General features: G+C 71.3%; 13 protein-coding genes and 1 pseudogene. 6 read left to right on the top strand and 8 right to left on the bottom strand.

Translation table 11 applies throughout. The annotated features are described in order from the left end of the window. Positions 1–62: 62 nt before the first annotated feature. Positions 63–1,175, bottom strand: coding sequence for an acyl-CoA dehydrogenase family protein (locus tag Apa02nite_RS10585; protein WP_203824884.1), 1,113 nt, complete (start codon positions 1,173–1,175; stop codon positions 63–65). A gap of 87 nt (positions 1,176–1,262) precedes the next feature. Between Apa02nite_RS10585 and Apa02nite_RS10590 the strand changes: the two genes are divergently transcribed. Further along, a complete protein-coding gene (locus tag Apa02nite_RS10590; RefSeq protein ID WP_203824885.1) occupies positions 1,263–2,663 on the top strand; it encodes an aldehyde dehydrogenase family protein in 1,401 nt (466 codons plus the stop codon). Between the two features lie 106 nt (positions 2,664–2,769). Here Apa02nite_RS10590 and Apa02nite_RS10595 read toward each other — a convergent pair whose 3' ends face one another. Continuing rightward, positions 2,770–3,417: a GntR family transcriptional regulator gene (locus Apa02nite_RS10595; protein ID WP_203824886.1), complete on the bottom strand. Its 648-nt coding sequence runs from the start codon at positions 3,415–3,417 to the stop codon at positions 2,770–2,772. A 62-nt stretch (positions 3,418–3,479) separates the two neighbouring features. Here Apa02nite_RS10595 and Apa02nite_RS10600 point away from each other — a divergent pair, with 62 nt between their 5' ends. Beyond that, entirely contained in the window at positions 3,480–4,358 is an 879-nt protein-coding gene (locus Apa02nite_RS10600) for an oxygenase MpaB family protein (protein ID WP_203824887.1), read from the top strand. Then, positions 4,355–4,654 (top strand): annotated as a pseudogene (locus Apa02nite_RS52320) (transcriptional regulator); the annotation flags it as partial. The gene Apa02nite_RS10600 and the pseudogene Apa02nite_RS52320, both read left to right, overlap by 4 nt. Before the next feature lie 18 nt (positions 4,655–4,672). On the opposite strand, the gene Apa02nite_RS10610 reads toward Apa02nite_RS52320, so the two are convergent. The 3 genes from Apa02nite_RS10610 to Apa02nite_RS10620 all read right to left on the bottom strand — a co-directional run bounded on the left by Apa02nite_RS10610 (position 4,673) and on the right by Apa02nite_RS10620 (position 8,702). Then, positions 4,673–6,598, bottom strand: a complete 1,926-nt coding sequence (locus Apa02nite_RS10610) for an AMP-dependent synthetase/ligase (protein ID WP_203824888.1) — start codon at positions 6,596–6,598, stop codon at positions 4,673–4,675. Then, positions 6,550–7,395: an oxygenase MpaB family protein gene (locus tag Apa02nite_RS10615; RefSeq protein WP_203824889.1), complete on the bottom strand. Its 846-nt coding sequence runs from the start codon at positions 7,393–7,395 to the stop codon at positions 6,550–6,552. Before Apa02nite_RS10615 ends, Apa02nite_RS10610 begins: the two co-directional genes overlap by 49 nt. Before the next feature lie 134 nt (positions 7,396–7,529). Continuing rightward, on the bottom strand, positions 7,530–8,702 hold the full coding sequence (locus Apa02nite_RS10620; protein ID WP_239164234.1) for a TetR/AcrR family transcriptional regulator: 1,173 nt from the start codon (positions 8,700–8,702) through the stop codon (positions 7,530–7,532). 396 nt (positions 8,703–9,098) lie between these two features. Between Apa02nite_RS10620 and Apa02nite_RS10625 the strand changes: the two genes are divergently transcribed. From Apa02nite_RS10625 to Apa02nite_RS10635, 3 genes are all read left to right on the top strand, one after another. Next, positions 9,099–10,313, top strand: coding sequence for an acetyl-CoA C-acetyltransferase (locus Apa02nite_RS10625; protein WP_203824891.1), 1,215 nt, complete (start codon positions 9,099–9,101; stop codon positions 10,311–10,313). Positions 10,314–10,330: 17 nt separating this feature from the next. Further along, on the top strand, positions 10,331–12,553 hold the full coding sequence (locus tag Apa02nite_RS10630; RefSeq protein ID WP_203824892.1) for a 3-hydroxyacyl-CoA dehydrogenase NAD-binding domain-containing protein: 2,223 nt from the start codon (positions 10,331–10,333) through the stop codon (positions 12,551–12,553). Between the two features lie 169 nt (positions 12,554–12,722). After that, a complete protein-coding gene (locus Apa02nite_RS10635; RefSeq protein WP_203824893.1) occupies positions 12,723–13,961 on the top strand; it encodes an IS701 family transposase in 1,239 nt (412 codons plus the stop codon). A gap of 107 nt (positions 13,962–14,068) precedes the next feature. On the opposite strand, the gene Apa02nite_RS10640 is transcribed toward Apa02nite_RS10635, so the two are convergent. Genes Apa02nite_RS10640 through Apa02nite_RS10650 form a run of 3 tightly spaced genes read right to left on the bottom strand, consistent with a single transcriptional unit; the run spans position 14,069 to position 17,187 of the window. Further along, positions 14,069–15,778, bottom strand: coding sequence for an acyl-CoA dehydrogenase family protein (locus Apa02nite_RS10640; RefSeq protein WP_203824894.1), 1,710 nt, complete (start codon positions 15,776–15,778; stop codon positions 14,069–14,071). A gap of 3 nt (positions 15,779–15,781) precedes the next feature. After that, positions 15,782–16,330 carry a PadR family transcriptional regulator gene (locus Apa02nite_RS10645; RefSeq protein WP_203824895.1) on the bottom strand — a complete coding sequence of 183 codons (549 nt, stop codon included), beginning with the start codon at positions 16,328–16,330 and terminating at the stop codon, positions 15,782–15,784. 44 nt (positions 16,331–16,374) lie between these two features. Beyond that, positions 16,375–17,187: a patatin-like phospholipase family protein gene (locus Apa02nite_RS10650; protein WP_203824896.1), complete on the bottom strand. Its 813-nt coding sequence runs from the start codon at positions 17,185–17,187 to the stop codon at positions 16,375–16,377. Positions 17,188–17,343: the final 156 nt, after the last annotated feature.

Raw genomic sequence — 17,343 nt, forward strand, 5'->3', positions numbered from 1 at the left:
CGGTCCTCGTGGTGAAGATCGGGTGCGACGGACGAAATCCGAGGACTCTTGAAATTTTAAGATCAGAGACCGTACGACCGGCCGATGATGTCCCGCTGGATCTCACTGGTCCCGCCGTAGATCGTCGACACCAGCGTGGCCCGCACGTGCCGCTCCATGTCATATTCGGTCGCGTAGCCGTACCCGCCCATCATCTGCATGCCGGCCAGCGCGACCTGTTTCGCCACCTCGGTGGTCTTCAGTTTCGCCATCGAGCTCTCCCGGGCCAGCACCCGGCCGGGCGCGGCGTCGGCGAGCGCGGCCACCCGGTACACCAGCAGCCCGCAGCAGTCGATCTCGGTCGCCAGGTCGGCGATCCGGTGCCGCTGCACCTGGAACGTGCCGATCGCCCGGCCGAACTGCCGGCGCTCCCGGGCGTAGCCCAGCGCGTCGTCGAACGCCCGCCGCGCGGTGCCGAGCATCAGCGCGGCCAGGATCAGCCGTTCCAGGTTCAGCCCGGCCATCAGCTGCCGCCACCCCTGCCCGGGCACACCGACCACGGCATCGGCCGGCACCCGGCAGTCGGTGAACCACAGGTCGTTGACCTCGCGGCCGCCCATCGTGTCGATCCCGGCGACCCGCAGCCCGGGAGTGCCGGCCGGCACCAGCAGCATGGTCAGCCCGTCGTGGTCGCCCGGCCGGCCGGCGGTGCGCGCCACCAGCAGGATCGCGTCCGCGAAATGCGCGTTCGAACACCAGGTCTTCTGACCGTTGATCACCCACCCGCCGTCCGGGCCGGGGTCCGCCCGGCAGGCCAGGGCCGCGACATCGCTGCCGGCCTCCGGTTCGGACATCGCTATCGAAAAGGTACGACCGGCCGCCAGCCCGCCGCACACCGTCGCCTGCTGCGGGGCGGTCCCGAACCGGCGGACCGCCCCGGCCACGATGGCCGAGGTGGCGAACCCGCCGATGGGCGCCATCCCGTAGCCGGTGTGCTCGAGGAAGACACAGGTGTCGACCAGGCTGGAATCGGTCACGCCGAGCCAGCCGAGGCCGGCCATCCGCTCGTAGACCGCCGGGTTGTGCGGGTGCTCACCGCGCTGCTCCCGGGTGCCGGTCTCGCGCTTGCAGAAGTCGGTGACCGCCGAGGCGAACGCCCGCTGCTCGTCGGAGAAGTCGTGGTAGTCGAGGCTCATGTCTATCACTTCCCTGTTTTCACCTGGGGATTGACAGCGAACGTAACATATCAAATATCAAATCTGGCGAGCACCGGAGGCGAACCGATGACCGACGTGACAGCCACCGTCACTCTGGCGCGGGAGGCCGCCGCGTGGTGGGCCGGCCGCGAATTCACCGCACGGCGCTCCGCGCTGCTGTGCTGGAAACGGCACCTCGCCGCGCACTGCGACGACCTGGCCGACGTGATCCGCGCCGAGACCGGCAAACCGCACGGCGACGCCCTGCTCGAGGTGATGCTCGCGGTCGAGCACCTGGACTGGGCCGCCCGCAACGCGGAACGGGTGCTGCGCCGCCGCCGGGTCCGCTCCGGCCTGCTGGGCGCGGACCACGGCGCCGCGCTGGAGTACCACCCACTCGGCGTGATCGGCGCGATCGGGCCATGGAACTATCCGGTCTACACCCCGCTCGGCACGATCTCCTATGCGCTCGCGGCCGGCAACGCGGTGGTCTTCAAGCCCAGCGAGCACACCCCGGCGACCGGGACATGGCTGGCGCAGGCCTGGTCAGAGACGGTCAGCGGCCCGCCGGTGCTGCAGGTGGTGACCGGCGCCGGGGAGACCGGGGCGGCACTCTGCGCGGCCGGCGTCGACAAGATCGCGTTCACCGGGTCGGCGGCCACCGCCCGCCTCGTGATGGCCGCCTGCGCGCGGACGCTGACCCCGCTCGTCGTCGAGGGCGGCGGCAAGGACGCGATGATCGTGGCGGCCGACGCGGATCTCGACGCCGCCGCCGAGGCCGCGGCGTTCGGCGCGTTCGGCAACGCCGGGCAGACCTGCGCCGGCGTCGAGCGGATCTACGTGGAACGGCCGGTCCAGGCCGCTTTCCTGTCCCGGCTCGCCGCGATCGCCGAGGGCCTGCGGCCCGGAGACCAAGACCTTTCCCCGTACGGGCGGATGACCACCCCGGAACAGCCCGAGATCGTACGACGGCACGTGCGCGACGCCGTCGCCCGTGGTGGGCGAGCCGTCGTCGGGGGCGAGGGGTCGGTGCTACCGCCGTACGTGCACCCGGTCGTCCTCACCGGGGTGCCGGAGGACGCCGAGGCGATGACCGCGGAGACGTTCGGCCCGACCGTGGTCGTCAACCCGGTCGACGACCTGGACCAGGCCGTACGCCTGGCGAACGCCTCCCGCTACGGCCTGGCCGCGTCGATCTTCTCCGGTGATCGCCGGAAGGCGCTCGGGCTGGCCCGGCGGCTGCGCGCGGGCGCCACGTCGATCAACTCGGTGCTGGGTTTCGCGGCGATCCCGGCGCTGCCGTTCGGCGGGTCGGGTGATTCCGGGTTCGGGCGGGTGCACGGCGCGGACGGGCTGCGCGAGTTCAGCCGGGCGCAGTCGGTGGCGTGGCGCCGGTTCCGCGCGCCGCTGCCGGTGATGACCCTGGACCGGGACCCGGCGGTGCTGTCCCGCGCGGTCCGCCTGTTCAAAATCCGCCACGCGCGGTGAATCGGTGGCGTGGAACGGCCGGTCCAGGCCGCTTTCCCGTCCCGGCTCGCCGCGATCGCCGAGGGCCTGCGGCGCGGTGTCGGCCCGGCGTCGTCCGGCGCCGGGTCTAGTCCCAGATTCCCTGGCCCCGCAGGTGTTTGACGAGGAGGTCGGCGCCGTCGGTGAAGTGCCGGGCCATCGTGGCGCGGGCGGCCTCCGGGTCGCCCGCGGCGAACGCGGCGAGCAGCGCCTCGTGCTCTACCCGCACGGCGTCGCGCCAGCCGGGGTCGGCGGCGTAGAACCGGGCCGGCGTGTACCGCGTCGCCACGTGCAGGAACCAGCTCAGTTTGCGGGCCTGGGCCATCCGGTTGACGGTGCGGTGGAACGCGTACTCCAGTTGCTCGATCTCGTCGCTCTTCCGCGACCGGATCGCCCGCTGCAACGCCCGGTCGGCCAGAGCCAGCTCGTCCCGCTGGCCGGCCGTGATCCGCTCGGCGACCCGGGCCGCCAGCTCACCGGCGATGTCACCCTGCAGCCGGAACAGGTCCACGACGTCCTGCTCGGACAGCGGGGCGACGACGTACCCCTTGCGCGGCTCCAGCTCGACCATGTCCTCGCCGCGCAGGGTCAGCAGCGCCTCGCGGACCGGGGTGATGCTGACACCGAGCTGCTCGGCGACCTCTTCCAGCCGGATCCGCGCGCCGGGCCGCAACTCACCGGACATGATCCGGCCGCGCAACACGACGGCCACCTCTTCGGACAGTTGCGGCCGCATCGGGTCACGCTATCAAATATCAAAAGCCGCTCCGCTCGCCCGGCCCTGGAGATGATCGACTGATGCCGCGCCGACGCTACGCACTGCGCGACCGGATCGCCGCCCTCGACCCGGAACGCGACCACCTGGAGATCTATCAGCTCTCCGCCGGGCGCGAGTTCCCCTGGGACTACACCCGCGCCTTGGAGTTCGCCCTGTTCCGCACGTACTGCGTACCGAGCATCTCGCGCCTGCTCGCCGCCACCGGCGAGTTCGAGAAGCGGCCGCAGCAGCGCTACGACGACACCGCGCTGCTGATGGCCGAGATCGCCGCGCACGGGTACGACTCGCCGCGCGGCCGGGAGGCGCTCAAGGTGGTCAACCGGGCGCACGGCCGCTTCGCGATCAGCAACGACGACATGCGGTACGTGTTGTCCACCTTCGTCCACGACCCGATCGACTGGCTCACCAAGTACGGCTGGCGACCGCCGCACGAGCACGAGCGGCTGGCCGCTTTCCACTACTACCGGGAGGTCGGACGGCGGATGGGGATCCGGGACATTCCGGAAAGTTACTCGGCGTTCGCGGACTTCAAGCGATCGTACGAAAATGAGCACTTCGTGTTCTCCCCGACGAACCAGAAGATCGGCGAGTACACGGTGGGCCTGTTCGCCGCGTGGTTCCCGTCGTTCCTGCGCCCGTTGGTGCGGCTCGCGGTCCGCGGCATGCTCGACGAGCCGATGCTGCGCGCGTTCGGCTTCCGGCCCGCCCCACGCTGGGTCGGCGCGGCCGGCGACCTGGGGTTGCGCACCCGCGCGCTCGCCCTGCGCTTCTTCCCTCCTCGCCGCACCTCGGTCCTGGGCGTGTCACCGGGCAACCGCACCTATCCGGGCTATCCGGCCGGCTACCGCCCGTCGGACCTGGGCGCCCCTGCCCCGCCGGACGCCTCCACCTCCCGTTGACCCCCACCTCGCCTCCCGCGCGCCGACTCCGCACCGCCGTCGCCGGCCGCCTGGTCACCCCGTGGTATCACCCGGCGCTCGGCCTGGCCCTGCACCGACCTGCACTGGCCGGTGGGGGCGCTCGCCGCCACCGGGTTCGCCGGCACCATCCTGCGCGACTGCTCGGCGTCGCCGACTCGGTGCTGAGCAAACACCTCAAGGTCCTGCAGGACGCCGGCTACGTCACGATGACCAAGCCCACCGGCCTGGGCCGGGTGAGGACCTGGGTCAGCCTGAGCCCGGCCGGCAAGCGCGCCTATGCCCAGCACGACGGATCACTCGGCGTAGAGGGCGCTGATCGCCTCCGCATACCGCTCCTGCACGATCCGGCGGCGCAACTTCAGCGTAGGAGTCAGCTCGCCGCTCTCCGGCGTCCACCCGGCCGGCAGGACCCGGAACCGCTTCACCTGTTCGGGACGGGACAACCTGCCGTTCGCCGCCTCCACCGCGGTGGCGATCTCGGCGATCAGCGCCGGGTGCTCGGCCAGGACCTCGAGCGACGCGCCCTCGAGTCCGTGCCGGGCGGCCCACAGCGGAACGGACTCCTCGTCCAGGACGATCAGCGCGGTCACATACGGCCGCCGGTCCCCGATCGCCACCGCCTGCGCGATCAGCGGATGCGCCCGCAACAGGTTCTCGATCTGCGCCGGCGCGATGTTCTTCCCACCGGAGCTGATGATCAGCTCCTTCTTCCGATCGGTGATGGTCAGGTACCCGTCGGCGTCCAGGGTGCCGACGTCACCGGTGGCCAGCCAGCCGTCGGCGTCGGTGACCGGTTCGATGCCACCGTCGGCACGCAGGTACCCGGCGCAGACCAGCGGGCCGCGTACCAGAATCTCCCCGTCCTCGGCGAGCCGCACCGCCATCCCCGGGTTGGCCCGACCGACCGTGCCGGTCCGGAAGTGATCAGGCGTGTTGATGGTGGCGGTGCCGGTGGTCTCGGTCATCCCCCAGACCTCGAGCACGTCGATCCCGATCCCGGCCAGATAGAGCAGCACCTCGACCGGGATCGGCGCGGCACCGCTGCCCGGCCAGAGCACGTTGTCCAGGCCGAGCCGGGCCCGCAACGGACGCAGCACCCTGGTGTCCACGACGTCGAGCCGGACGGCCAGCTCGGGCGGCACCGGCTGCTCGGCCCCGCGCAACTTGTACGCCTGGAGTGCCACCTCCCGCGCGGTCTCGACGGCCGCGCGCACCGCCGGGTCGGCCGCGGCGAGCTGGCCCTGGATGCTGGCGACCATCTTCTCCCAGATCCGCGGCACCCCGAAGAACGACACCGGCCGGACGGCGGCCAGCCCGGCGAGCAGCTGGGTGGGGTCGGGACAGATGGTGACGTGCCCGGCCCGGTAGACCGCGTTGTAGATGCCCAGCATCCGCTCCGCGATGTGCGCGAGCGGCAGATAGGCCAGTGAGGGCGCGTGGTCCGGCGTCGGCACCGTCGCCTCCAGGACGACGGACTGGTAGATCACGTTGTGGTGGGTGAGCACCACGCCCTTCGGGTCGCCGGTGGTGCCGGACGTGTAGAGCAGGGTCACCGGCTGATCGGCCTGGATCTCCCGCCAGGTCTTCTCGAACGCCTCCGGGTCGGCCCGGTGTGCAGCCTCCCCCCGCTCCGCAACCTGCCGCAGGCTGACCAGCCGATCCTCACGACCCGGCGAATCCCCGGACCCGGCAGCCCGGGCCGGGGAAAGGCCGGCCGAGGCGAAACCGTCCGGAGGAAGGCCGCCCGAGGACGCGGACGAGACCGCGGACGCCACCGGGGCGACCAGCACCACGTGCCGGACCTGGGGCAGCAGCGGCAGCACCGAGCTCCACCGCTCCAGCTCCGCCTCCCCCTCCAGCACCAGGATCTCGGCACCGCTGTGCCGCGCCACGTACTCGAGCTGGGCCGGCGCAAGAGTGGCGTACACCGTGGACGGCACGGCGCCGAGGTGGGTGGCGGCCAGGTCGACCAGCCAGTGCTCCGGGCGGGCGCCCATCATGATCAGCATGCGGTCGCCGGCGCCGAGGCCGAGGTCGGCCAGCCCGCGGGACAACACGGCGACCTGGTCGCGCAGCGCCCGCCAGGTCAGCACGTCCGGCGAACCCAGGGTGCCGAGCGCGGGCAGGTCGCCGTACTCGGTGGCGTTGCGGTGCAGCAGAGCGGGAACGGTCAGCCCACGGGCGGTGTCGGCGCACCGCTGGGCGAGGGAGGAGTCCATCGTGGTTGCCCCCTTCGAGCCAGTCGCTGGCGAAGATCTCTGAGGTAGTGGTCCTTCAGCGCGTGCCGCAGGACGAGTGGCACCCGCGGGTAGACTGCCGACGTGACGGACAGGCCGCGGTCGAGCCGCCGCTGCTGCCGCGCCGACCAGGTGTAGCCGTACCCGGCCCGGATCGGCTCGGGCAGCAGGCCGACGGTGACGAACCGGTGGAACGGGATGCCGGGCCGCAGCACGGCCGGCATGGTGGCCGGCCGGAGCAGCGCCGACGCGATCTCCCGGGCCGGCGCGCCGACCCGGACGGTCTCGATCATGTGGGTCCAGTACCGCTGGAACGCGGCCCGATCGGCCGGCCAGGCGTCCGCGGGGCAGCCGATCGACGTGGCCAGCACGCTGTACTGCTGGTAGCAGGTGTCCAGCTCGGCGTCCGGTAACGGGCCGAAGACCCGCTGGTGGAGCAGGACCGCGGTGTCGAACAGGGTGGCGTTCACCCACACCTGGAGGTCGGGGTCGTCGGCGCGGTAGCCGGGGCCGGTGACCCGGCGGTGCACGGCGGCGACGGCCCGGCTGATCGCCTCACCCTCGGCCCGGGTGCCGAACAGCACCCCGTAGACGTAGGTCATCGTGGTGCGCAGCCGGTCGAGCGGGCGCTCGGCGAAGTCACTGTGGTCGTGGACGCCCCGGGCGACCTCCGGATGGGCGATCTGCAGCAGCGTGGCACGGCCGCCACCGGCGAGAAGCAGGCTCTCGGCGGCAACCCGCCGAATCACCGCCGCGTCGCCGAAGAGACCCTCGTCCATGTCGGCACAGTAAACCGCGGTTAACTTCCTGTGAAGAGCCACCGGCTCATCGCGCTGCTTTTCGGCGAAATCCGCGAATCTGAATTAACTTAAAACCAGGATATCCGGCTGCAGGCCACGAATCCGGATTAACTTCAGGCCATCAGTACGGCCACCATCAGGCGGACCAGATGCCGATCCATTCCGGTACGACGGTCGAAGCGCACCCACCCGCTCAGATCGGTCACGAGGTTCAGCGCCGCGTGCACGTGGACCCGCGCCTCCGGCACCGGCAGGCCGGGGCGGACCGTGGTCAGCAGGCGCACCCACTCCTCCACGTGCAGCCGCTGCACCTTGCGCAGCTCGTGCCGATCGATCTCGGGCAGGTTGTTGTTCTCCGCGAGGTAGACCGAGACCAGGTCGCTGCGCTCGAAGGTCAGCGTGACGTACGAATCAGCCATCATGTGCAGGGCCTGCGACGCGTCCGCCGCATCGGCCAGCGCGGCGGCGGTGGCCGCGGCGACCCGCTCGGAGGCCCGGTACAGCGCGGCGGCGAGCAGCTCGCCCTTGCCCGGGAAGTAGCGGTACACACTGGACGCGGTGATGCCCGCGGCCCGGCCGATCTCGTCGAGCCCGACCGCGTGGTACCCGTTCTGGTGGAACAGCCGGATCGCCTCGGCCAGGACGATCTCGCGGCGGGAGCTCACCCGCACCGCACCGCGCTCCAGGCCGGGCCCCGCCGGGGACGGCGCCACCGGGGTGGGCGGATCGTCCCGCAGCACCGCGACCGCGATCCGGTGCAGCGCCACCTCGGCCCGGCCCTTGGTGATCGGGGTGCGATGCGTGGTGATGCTGCCGAACACGCTCAGCGCGGCCCGGGCCAGCGCCTCCGCGTCCGGGACGGTCAGCTCCTCCGGGCGGGCGGCCCGCAGCGGCACGACCAGCCGGCCGAAGAGCACGGCCAGGTCGGCACGGAACTCCGCGCGGTGTTCCGGCTCCAGATAACGCCACTCCCACTGGTAGAGACCGCCGCTGCGGCGGTGCTTCACGGCGAGCCGGGACAGCGTGAGCAGCAGCGCCTTGAGTGTCGTCCGCGGCTCGGCGCCGGGCGGCAGGTCGGTGGTGGACAGTGCCGCGGCGAGCAGGCCGCGGGTAGCCTCGACCAGGAGCGCGTACTTGTTCGGGAAGTGCCGGTAGACCGCGGGGCCGCTGATGCCCACCGTCGAGGCGATCTGTTCCAGGCTCACGCCGTGGTAGCCGTGCTCGCAGAACAGCTCGGCCGCGACCTGCGCGATCCGCTCCCGCCGATCCTTCGGCCGCCTGCGCACCGACCCGACCGCCGACCCGGCCGCAGCACGACCGGACCGAGCAGCCGGCCCGGCCGCGACGCCAGGACCGGAGCGAACGGCCGGGCCGGTTGCCACGCCAGGACCGGAGCGAAGAGCCGGGCCGGTTGCCACGCCAGGACCGGAGCGAACGGCCGGGCCGGCCGCGAGGCCGGGGCCGGATGAGGCCGGCCGGGCGTCCGCCCGGGACCGGCTGGCGGGCGGGCCTGCCGCCCGCCCGGGCTTGACCGGCGGGTCCGCCGCCGCGTTGCTCAACACCCCGCCAGCGTACTCGCGATTTCGCCTCATGTGGACTCGCAGATCCTTGACAGGAAGCGCAAACAGATGAATAAGTTAATCCTGATTCGCATCTGACAACGACGATGGGGAGGCCCCGGAATGGCCACCGAGGCGTACGTGTACGACGCCGTCCGCACCCCACGCGGACGCGGCAAACCGACCGGGGCGCTGCACGGGGTGAAGCCGGTCTCGCTGCTCACCGGTCTGATCGCGGCCCTGCGCGAGCGCGCGCCGGGCCTGGACCCGGCGGACATCGAGGACGTGGTGCTCGGCATCGTCTCGCCGCTCGGCGACCAGGGCTCGGATCTGGCGAAAGTCGCGGCCCTCGCCGCCGGACTGCCGGACACCGTGGCCGGGGTGCAACTCAACCGTTTCTGCGGCTCCGGCCTGGAAGCCGTGAACACCGCCGCGCAGAAGGTCCGCTCCGGCTGGGAGGACCTGGTGCTGGCCGGCGGCGTCGAGTCGATGTCCCGGGTGCCGATGGGCTCGGACGGCGGCGCCTGGGCGCTCGACCCGGAGACCAGCCTGGCCACCGACTTCGTCCCGCAGGGCATCAGCGCCGACCTGATCGCCACGATCAACAGGTACTCCCGCGCCGACGTGGACGGCTATGCCCTGCGCTCCCAGCAGCGCGCCGCGGCCGCCGCCGGTGACCGGAGGTTCGCCCGCTCGCTGATCCCGGTGCACGACCGCAACGGCCTGCTCGTCCTCGACCACGACGAGCACGTCCGCCCGGAGACCACGCTGGACGGGCTCGGTGCGCTGCCCGCCTCGTTCGCCCGGATCGGTGACCAGGCCGGCTTCGACGCGGTGGCGCTGCAGAAGTACCACTGGGTCGAGCGGATCGAGCACGTGCACACGGCCGGCAACTCGTCCGGCATCGTGGACGGAGCGGCCCTGGTCCTGGTCGGCTCGGAGCGAGCCGGCGCCCGGGCCGGGCTCACGCCCCGGGCCCGGATCGTGGCCGGGGCGGTCAGCGGATCCGACCCGACCATCATGCTCACCGGACCGGCCCCGGCCGCCCGCAAGGCCCTGGCCAAGGCCGGCCTGACCGTCGACGACCTGGACCTGGTCGAGATGAACGAGGCGTTCGCCGCGGCAGTGTTGCACTTCATCGACGACCTCAAGGTCGACCCGGAGATCGTCAACGTGAACGGCGGCGCGATCGCGCTGGGCCACCCGCTCGGCGCGACCGGCGCCATCATCCTCGGCACCCTGATCGACGAGCTGGACCGCCGCGGCGGCCGGTACGGCCTGGCCACCCTCTGCATCGGCGGCGGCATGGGCATCGCCACCGTGATCGAGCGCCTCTAACCACGACGGGAGATCCGATGTCCGAGACCATCCGCTGGGAGCAGGACGCCGACGGGATCGTGCTGCTCACCCTGGACGACCCGGCGCGCGGCGCCAACACCATGAACGCGGCGTACATCCGCAGCATGGGCGAGACGGTGACCCGGCTCGAGAACGAGCGCGACAGCATCACCGGCGTGATCCTGACGTCCGCCAAGAAGTCCTGGTTCGCCGGTGGTGACCTGGACAAGCTCGGCGCCACCGGACCCGACCAGGGTCAGGCCGCCTTCGACTCGGCCACCGAGGTGAAGGCGCAGTTCCGGCGCCTGGAACGGCTGGGCCGGCCGGTGGTCGCGGCGATCAACGGGGCGGCGCTCGGCGGTGGGCTGGAGCTCGCCCTCGCCTGCCACCACCGGATCGCGCTGGACGATCCGCGGGTCCGGGTCGGGCTGCCCGAGGTCACGCTCGGGCTGCTGCCGGCCGGCGGTGGCGTCGTCCGTACGGTGCGGTTGCTGGGGTTGGTCCCGGCCTTGACCCGGGTGCTGCTGCCGGGCACCCGGCACCACGCGGCCGCCGCCCGCGAACTGGGACTGATCGACCAGCTGGTGGACACCCCGGCGGCACTCGTCGCGGCGGCCCGCGAATGGATCTTCACTAACCCGGACGCCGCGCAGCCCTGGGACGTCAAGGGTTACCGGATCCCCGGCGGGCTGCCGGCCGCTCAACTGCCGGCGTTCCCGGCCACCCTGCGCAAGCAGCTCAAGGGCGCGCCGTACCCGGCGCCGCGGAACATCCTGTGTGCCGCGGTGGAGGGCGCGCAGGTCGACGTGGACACCGCGTTCACGATCGAGAGCCGGTACTTCGTCGAGCTGGTCACCGGCCAGGTCACCAAGAACATGATCAAGGCGTTCTTCTACGACAAGAACGCCGCCGATTCCCGCGAGATCGGCGAGACCCCGCCGGTGCGCAAGGTGGCGGTGCTCGGCGCCGGGATGATGGGCGCGGCCATCGCGTACGTGTGCGCCCGCGCCGGCCTCGAGGTGGTCCTCAAAGACGTCACCGAGGAGGCGGCCCGGCGCGGCAAGGCGTACTCGGAAAGGCTTGTCGAAAAAACCGCGGCCCGCGACCGAAAAAGCGGCGCGGAAGCAAACAGCGACGCGAAACCCACCAACGGCGCGGATGCGAACAGCGGCGCGAAACCCACCGGCAACGCGACAGCCAACAGCGACGCGGAAGCGTCCGCGCTCCTCGACCGGATCACCGCCACCGCCGATCTCGGTGCCCTGGCCGGCGCCGATGTCGTGATCGAGGCGGTTTTCGAGGACCCTGCGGTCAAGCACCGGGTCTTCGCCGAGATCGAGGACGTGCTCGCGCCCGGCGCGCTGCTCTGCTCGAACACCTCGACGCTGCCGATCACGCAGCTCGCCGACGGGGTGCGCCGCCCGGACGACTTCCTCGGCCTGCACTTCTTCTCCCCGGTCGACCGGATGCCACTGGTCGAGGTGATCCGCGGGGCGAAGACCGGCGACCCGGCGGTGCACCGGGCGCTCGCGCTGGTCCGGCTGCTGCGCAAGACGCCGATCGTGGTCAACGACGCGCGCGGGTTCTTCACCAGCCGGGTGATCGGCACGTTCACCAGCGAGGGCCTGGCGATGCTCGCCGAAGGGGTGCCGCCGGCCAGCATCGAGCAGGCCAGCGGCCAGGCCGGCTACCCGGCGCCGGTGCTGGCGCTGATCGACGAGCTGACGCTGACGCTGCCCCGGCGGATCCGGGACGAGACCGCGGCCGCGATCCGGGCGTCCGGGCAGACCTGGACGCCGCACCCCGCGGACCCGGTGCTGGACCGGATGATCGATGAGTTCGGGCGTCCGGGCCGCTCGTCCGGTGCGGGTTTTTATGTGTACGCCGACGGCAAGCGGATCGGGCTCTGGCCCGGCCTGTCGGCTTTCGCCCAGTCCGGTGCCGCACCGGTGCCGTTCGCGGACCTCCAGGAGCGGATGCTCTTCATCGAGGCGCTCGAGTCGGTGAAATGCCTGGACGAGGGCGTGCTCACCACAGTCGCCGAGGCGAACATCGGCTCGATCCTGGGCATCGGCTACCCGGGCTGGACCGGTGGCGTGCTGCAGTACATCAACCAGTACCAGGGCGGCCTGACCGGTTTCGTGACCCGCGCCCGCGAGCTGGCCGACCGCTACGGCGAGCGCTTCACCCCACCGCCGCTGCTGCTCAGGAAAGCCGACGAGGGCTCACTGTTCCTCTAGTACTCCAGCAGGAGATCCGTTCTGATCTGCGGTGACGGTGTGGGTTTGTCCGTGGACAGCAAGCAGCCACCGTCAAGTCTCAGCGGTTGTGTGGACTACTGAAAATTCGGCGGTGGCTGCCGCCTACAGAGTAGACGCTCAGCGATGGTCTGAGCTGTTCAGCGAGCTGATGGACACGATCGAGGCACGCTTCGCCCGGCCTGAGTCCCGGCGCCGGGTCCGTGACTTCGTCGCCGGGCTGCTGGCGCCGTTGCCGGTGAAGAACTGTTGGACGATCGCCGAGCACGCCGGCGATGACGGTCCGGGCGGGATGCAGGATCTGATCGGCCGGGCCAGCTGGGACGACGCGCTTGTTCGTGCTGATGTACGAGACTTCGTGGCGGCCCGTCTCGGGCATCCGGACGGGGTGCTGCTGGTCGACGAGACCGGTGATCTGAAGAAGGGCAACCAGACCGTCGGCGTGCAACGGCAGTACTCCGGGACCGCCGGGAAGATCGAGAACTGCCAGCTCGCGGTGCACCTGTCGTATGCCTCACCGCTCGGGCACAGCCTGGTTGACGTTGCTCTCTACCTGCCGAAATCCTGGACCGACGATCCGCAGCGACGCGTGGAAGCCGGGGTGCCCGACACCGTCACGTTCGCCACGAAGCCGCAGCTGGCAGGCCGTCTGATCGAAACCGCAGTAGCTGGCGGGCTGCCGTGCCGGTGGGTCGCCGGTGACGAAGCCTACGGCGGTGACCCGCAGCTGGCCGCTGCACTGCGCGGACACCGACTCGGCTATGTCCTCGCGGTCGCCTGCTCGCACCGGGTGCCGACCTGCCTCGGCGTCCAGCGGGCCGATCAGATCGCCGTGGGCCTGCCAAAACAGGCGTGGCAGCGGATCTCGGCCGGCGTCGGCGCGAAGGGCTACCGCTACTACGACTGGGCGTTCATCGCCCTGCCGCAGGCCGCTGACCAGCACCAAGGTCATCACTGGCTCCTGATCCGCCGCAACCGCACCACCGGCGAGCAGGCGTTCTACCGCTGCTGGTCACCCGAGCTCGTCGCGCTGCACCACCTGGTCGCCGTCGCCGGCCGCCGCTGGAGCATCGAGGAATCGTTCCAGGCCACCAAAACCGGCCTCGGCCTGGACCAGCACCAGCACCGCCGCTGGAAAGCGTGGCACCGCTGGACCACCCTGGTCATCGCCGCCCACGCGTTCCTCGCCGCAGCGACAACGGCCAGCGCTGAAACATCAGAGGGCCTGATCGCGATCACGGTCAACGAACTCCGCCGCCGGTTCCACGCCCTGATCATCAACCCTGCACGCCGCGTCGCCGACGCCATCGCCTGGTCCATTTACCGAAGGCAGCATCAAGCCACCGCCAAAAGCAGCCACTATGCCCGGCAAGCCCTCACTGAGCCCTGAAACGGATCTCCTGCTGGAGTACTAGACCGACCGGGAACGACGAGACCGAGCGGGAACGGCGAGGCGGGCCGTTCGCACGGCCCGCCTCGCCGTGGGCAACACCGCGGTCAGGGCCGCATCTCGTACGCGCCGACCAGCGACAGCACCTGCTCCCACACGGCAGCGGTACGCGCCTCGTCGGCAACCGGCCGCAGCACCTGTCCGAGCGCCCACGCCGCCTGCTCGTCGGTGGTCGCGGTCTTGCCGTGCAGGTCGGTCGCGTACTGCGCGAAGTCCCGCACCAGCACCGCGAAGATCTCGTCGAGCAGCACCTGATCGAGACCGGTCAGCTCGGCCTGCTCCAGGATCAGGTGGCCGTAGACGACCAGCGCGAACAGCTGCCCGACCGAGAGCAGGAAGTCCAGGTCCTTCTGCTGCTCCTCGCTGGGCGCGTGCTGGAGCAGCAGCGTGCACAGCCCGTCGGCCTGCTGCCGGAACCGCGCCACGTTCGGCACCCCGGCGGACCGGTCATACGCGGCCCGCCAGTCGTGGAACCGGATCGCACCGAGCCCGCGAGCCGGACCCTGCCGGAACAGGAACTCGTCGTCGGCCGGGTCGTGCCGGGTCGGCACCGGCTCGAAGGAGGCCGCGTTGAACAGGTAGTTCGGCATGAACTTGAGGATCAGCGCCAGGTTGACGTGCACCGTGCCCTCGAGCTTCGGCAGGCCGCGGATGTCCATCGCCGCCTTGTCGAAATACGTGTCGGTCTCGAAGCCCTTGGCCGCGATCACGTCCCACATCAGGTCGACGACCCGCTCGCCCTCGGTGGTCACCTTCATCTTGGTCATCGGGTTGAAGAGCAGGTAGCGCCGGTCGTCCGGGCCGGCCGAACGGAAGTAGTCGACGGCCCGGTCACTGAACAGCTTCATCGCGACCAGCCGCACGTACGCGTCGGCGAGCTCCCGGCGCACGTGCGGGAACGCGGTGACCGGCTTGCCGTAGAGCATCCGGCGGTGCGCGTGGGTGACCGCCTCGTACATGGCGTGCTCGCAGATGCCGATCGCGGCGGTGCACAGGTTGAACTTGCCGACGTTGACGGTGTTCAGCGCGGCGTCGAACGCGGCCCGGCCGGTGTGCAGCACGTCCTGCTCGCCGACCGGGTAGTCGCGCAGCTCGAACGTGCTGACGTACATCTGCTTGTTCACGACGTTCTTGATCAGGTGGTAGTTCTCGTGCCGGCTGTCGGCGGCGAAGAAGACGTACCCCTCGGGTCCCTCGACGTCGGCCCGGCGGCCGAAGACGGACACCAGCCCGGCGACGTTGCCGTTGCCGATGTAGTACTTGGTGCCGGTGGCGGTGAAGCCGCCGTCGCCGGTCGGGGTGAGCACCATGTCGGTCGCGTAGATGTCCGCGCCGTGGCTGCGCTCGGAGAGCGCGAACGCCATCACGTGCCCGTCGTCGAGCAGCCGCGCCGCGCGCTCGCGCACCGCGCCGTTGCCGCTCTGCCAGACCGGGCCGAGGCCGAGCACGGTGACCTGCCAGACGTACCAGTAGTCCAGGCCGTAGAAGCCGAGGATCTCGCTGAGCGCAGCGTTGCGGGCGGTGTCCCAGCGCTTGTCCGGGTTGCCGTCCGCGTCGGCGGCCGGGGTCATGAACGTGGTGAACAGCCCTTCCTTCGCCGCGAAGGCCAGGAAGTCGTCGTACCAGGTCCGGTTGACGTAGCGCTCGACGAGCGCCTTCTTGCCGCGCTCCTCGAAGAAGCCGACGGTGGCGCGCAGCAGCCGGCGGCTCTCGGCGTCCAGGTGCGCGGGGTCGTACGTATCGGGGTTGAACAGCACTGTTCAGGCTTCCTTCCGGAGTTCGGTGAGTACCTCGTCGAGCCAGTCGAGCAGCATCCGCTCATAGGCGATGCCGCCGCGCAGCACGACGTGCTGGAGCCGCTGGCCGGTGGTCGGTGCCGCGTCGTCCGGGAAATCCCGCTTCTCGCCGGCCAGGTAGCGGGTGAGCAACTCCTCGTGCTCGGCGCGGTACCGCTCCACCTCGCCGATCAGCGCGGCCCGCCCGGCGGGGTCGTCGAACGCCGCGCCGCGGACCTTGACCGCCAGGTCGTGCCGGACCGCCTCGGGCTGCACCGGTTCGCGCAGCCACGCGGTCAGCACGTCCCGGCCGGTGTCCGAGACCGAGAACGTGCGTTTGTCCGGCCGGCCGTCCTGCCCGACCTCGCGGGCGACGACCCAGTCGTCGGTCTCCATCCGCTTCAGCACCCGATAGATCTGCTGGTGGGTGGCGGTCCAGAACCGGCCGATGGACCGCTCGAACCGGCGGGCCAGCTCGTATCCACTTCCGGGCTGCTCCAGCAGGGAGACCAGGATCGCGTGCTCCAGCGCCATGCCCGGATTCTGCTATGCAACTCGTTGCATAGCAAGCCGTCGGCTCAGCAGTCCCGTTTCCAGGCCCGCCGCGCCGCGGTCGCCTCGACGAGTGCCGTCAGCAGGGGCAGGGCCTTCTCGGCCGCGACCCGTCCGGCCTGTTCGAACTCCGGGATGCGGGGCAGCTCCCAGAACGCGTACTCGTCCACCTGCGGGCACAGCACCAGGTCGGCGTCCTCGGCCAGCCGGTCGGTGCCGCCCGGTTGCAGGGTGCTGACCGCGACCATGATGTGCAGCAACGTGGTCGGCGGGCGGCGTGGCAGCGGCCCGGACACGTCCACCGCGACCACGATGTCGGCGCCCAGCCGACGGGCGGCGGCGGCCGGGACCATGTTCACGATGCCGCCGTCGACCAGCAGGGCGCCGTCCCGTTCGATCGGCGGGAACACGCCCGGGATGGCCGCGCTGGCCATCACCGCGGACGCCACCGGCCCCTCGGTCATCACCACCTCCTGCCCGGTGGTGAGCTCGCAGGCCACCGCGGCGAACGGCAGTTTCAGCCCGGCGAAGTCCACCCCGCCGAGCGCGTCGTCCAGGAACGCGCCGAGTTTGCTGGTCTCGAACAGCGCCTTGCGGGTCCGGCCCGGCCGCACCAGCCGCGCCCAGCGCAGCGCCTGCGCCAGCTGGGTGATCTCGTCCGGCCGCTTGCCGGCCGCGTACAGCGCGCCGACCAGGGCGCCGGCGCTGGTCCCGGTCACCACCGCCGGCTCCAGACCCGCGCCGACCAGGGCGTCGAGGACCCCGATGTGCGCTGCGCCGCGGACCGCGCCGCCGCCCAGCGCCAGACCGATCCGGATCGGCTCGTCGTTTTCGCTCACGCCCACACCCTGAGCCTGCCGCCTCCTCCGGCACAAGCGCCGGAGAACCAGATCACCCCAAGCTACGTGTGAAGTTACGGCGCGCTCCGCACCGAAAGTCCCCACGCAACGCCCCACCCACCGCAACGTGTGAAGTTACGGCGCGCACCGCACCCA

This window comes from Actinoplanes palleronii, assembly GCF_016862315.1.
Lineage (GTDB): Bacteria > Actinomycetota > Actinomycetes > Mycobacteriales > Micromonosporaceae > Actinoplanes > Actinoplanes palleronii.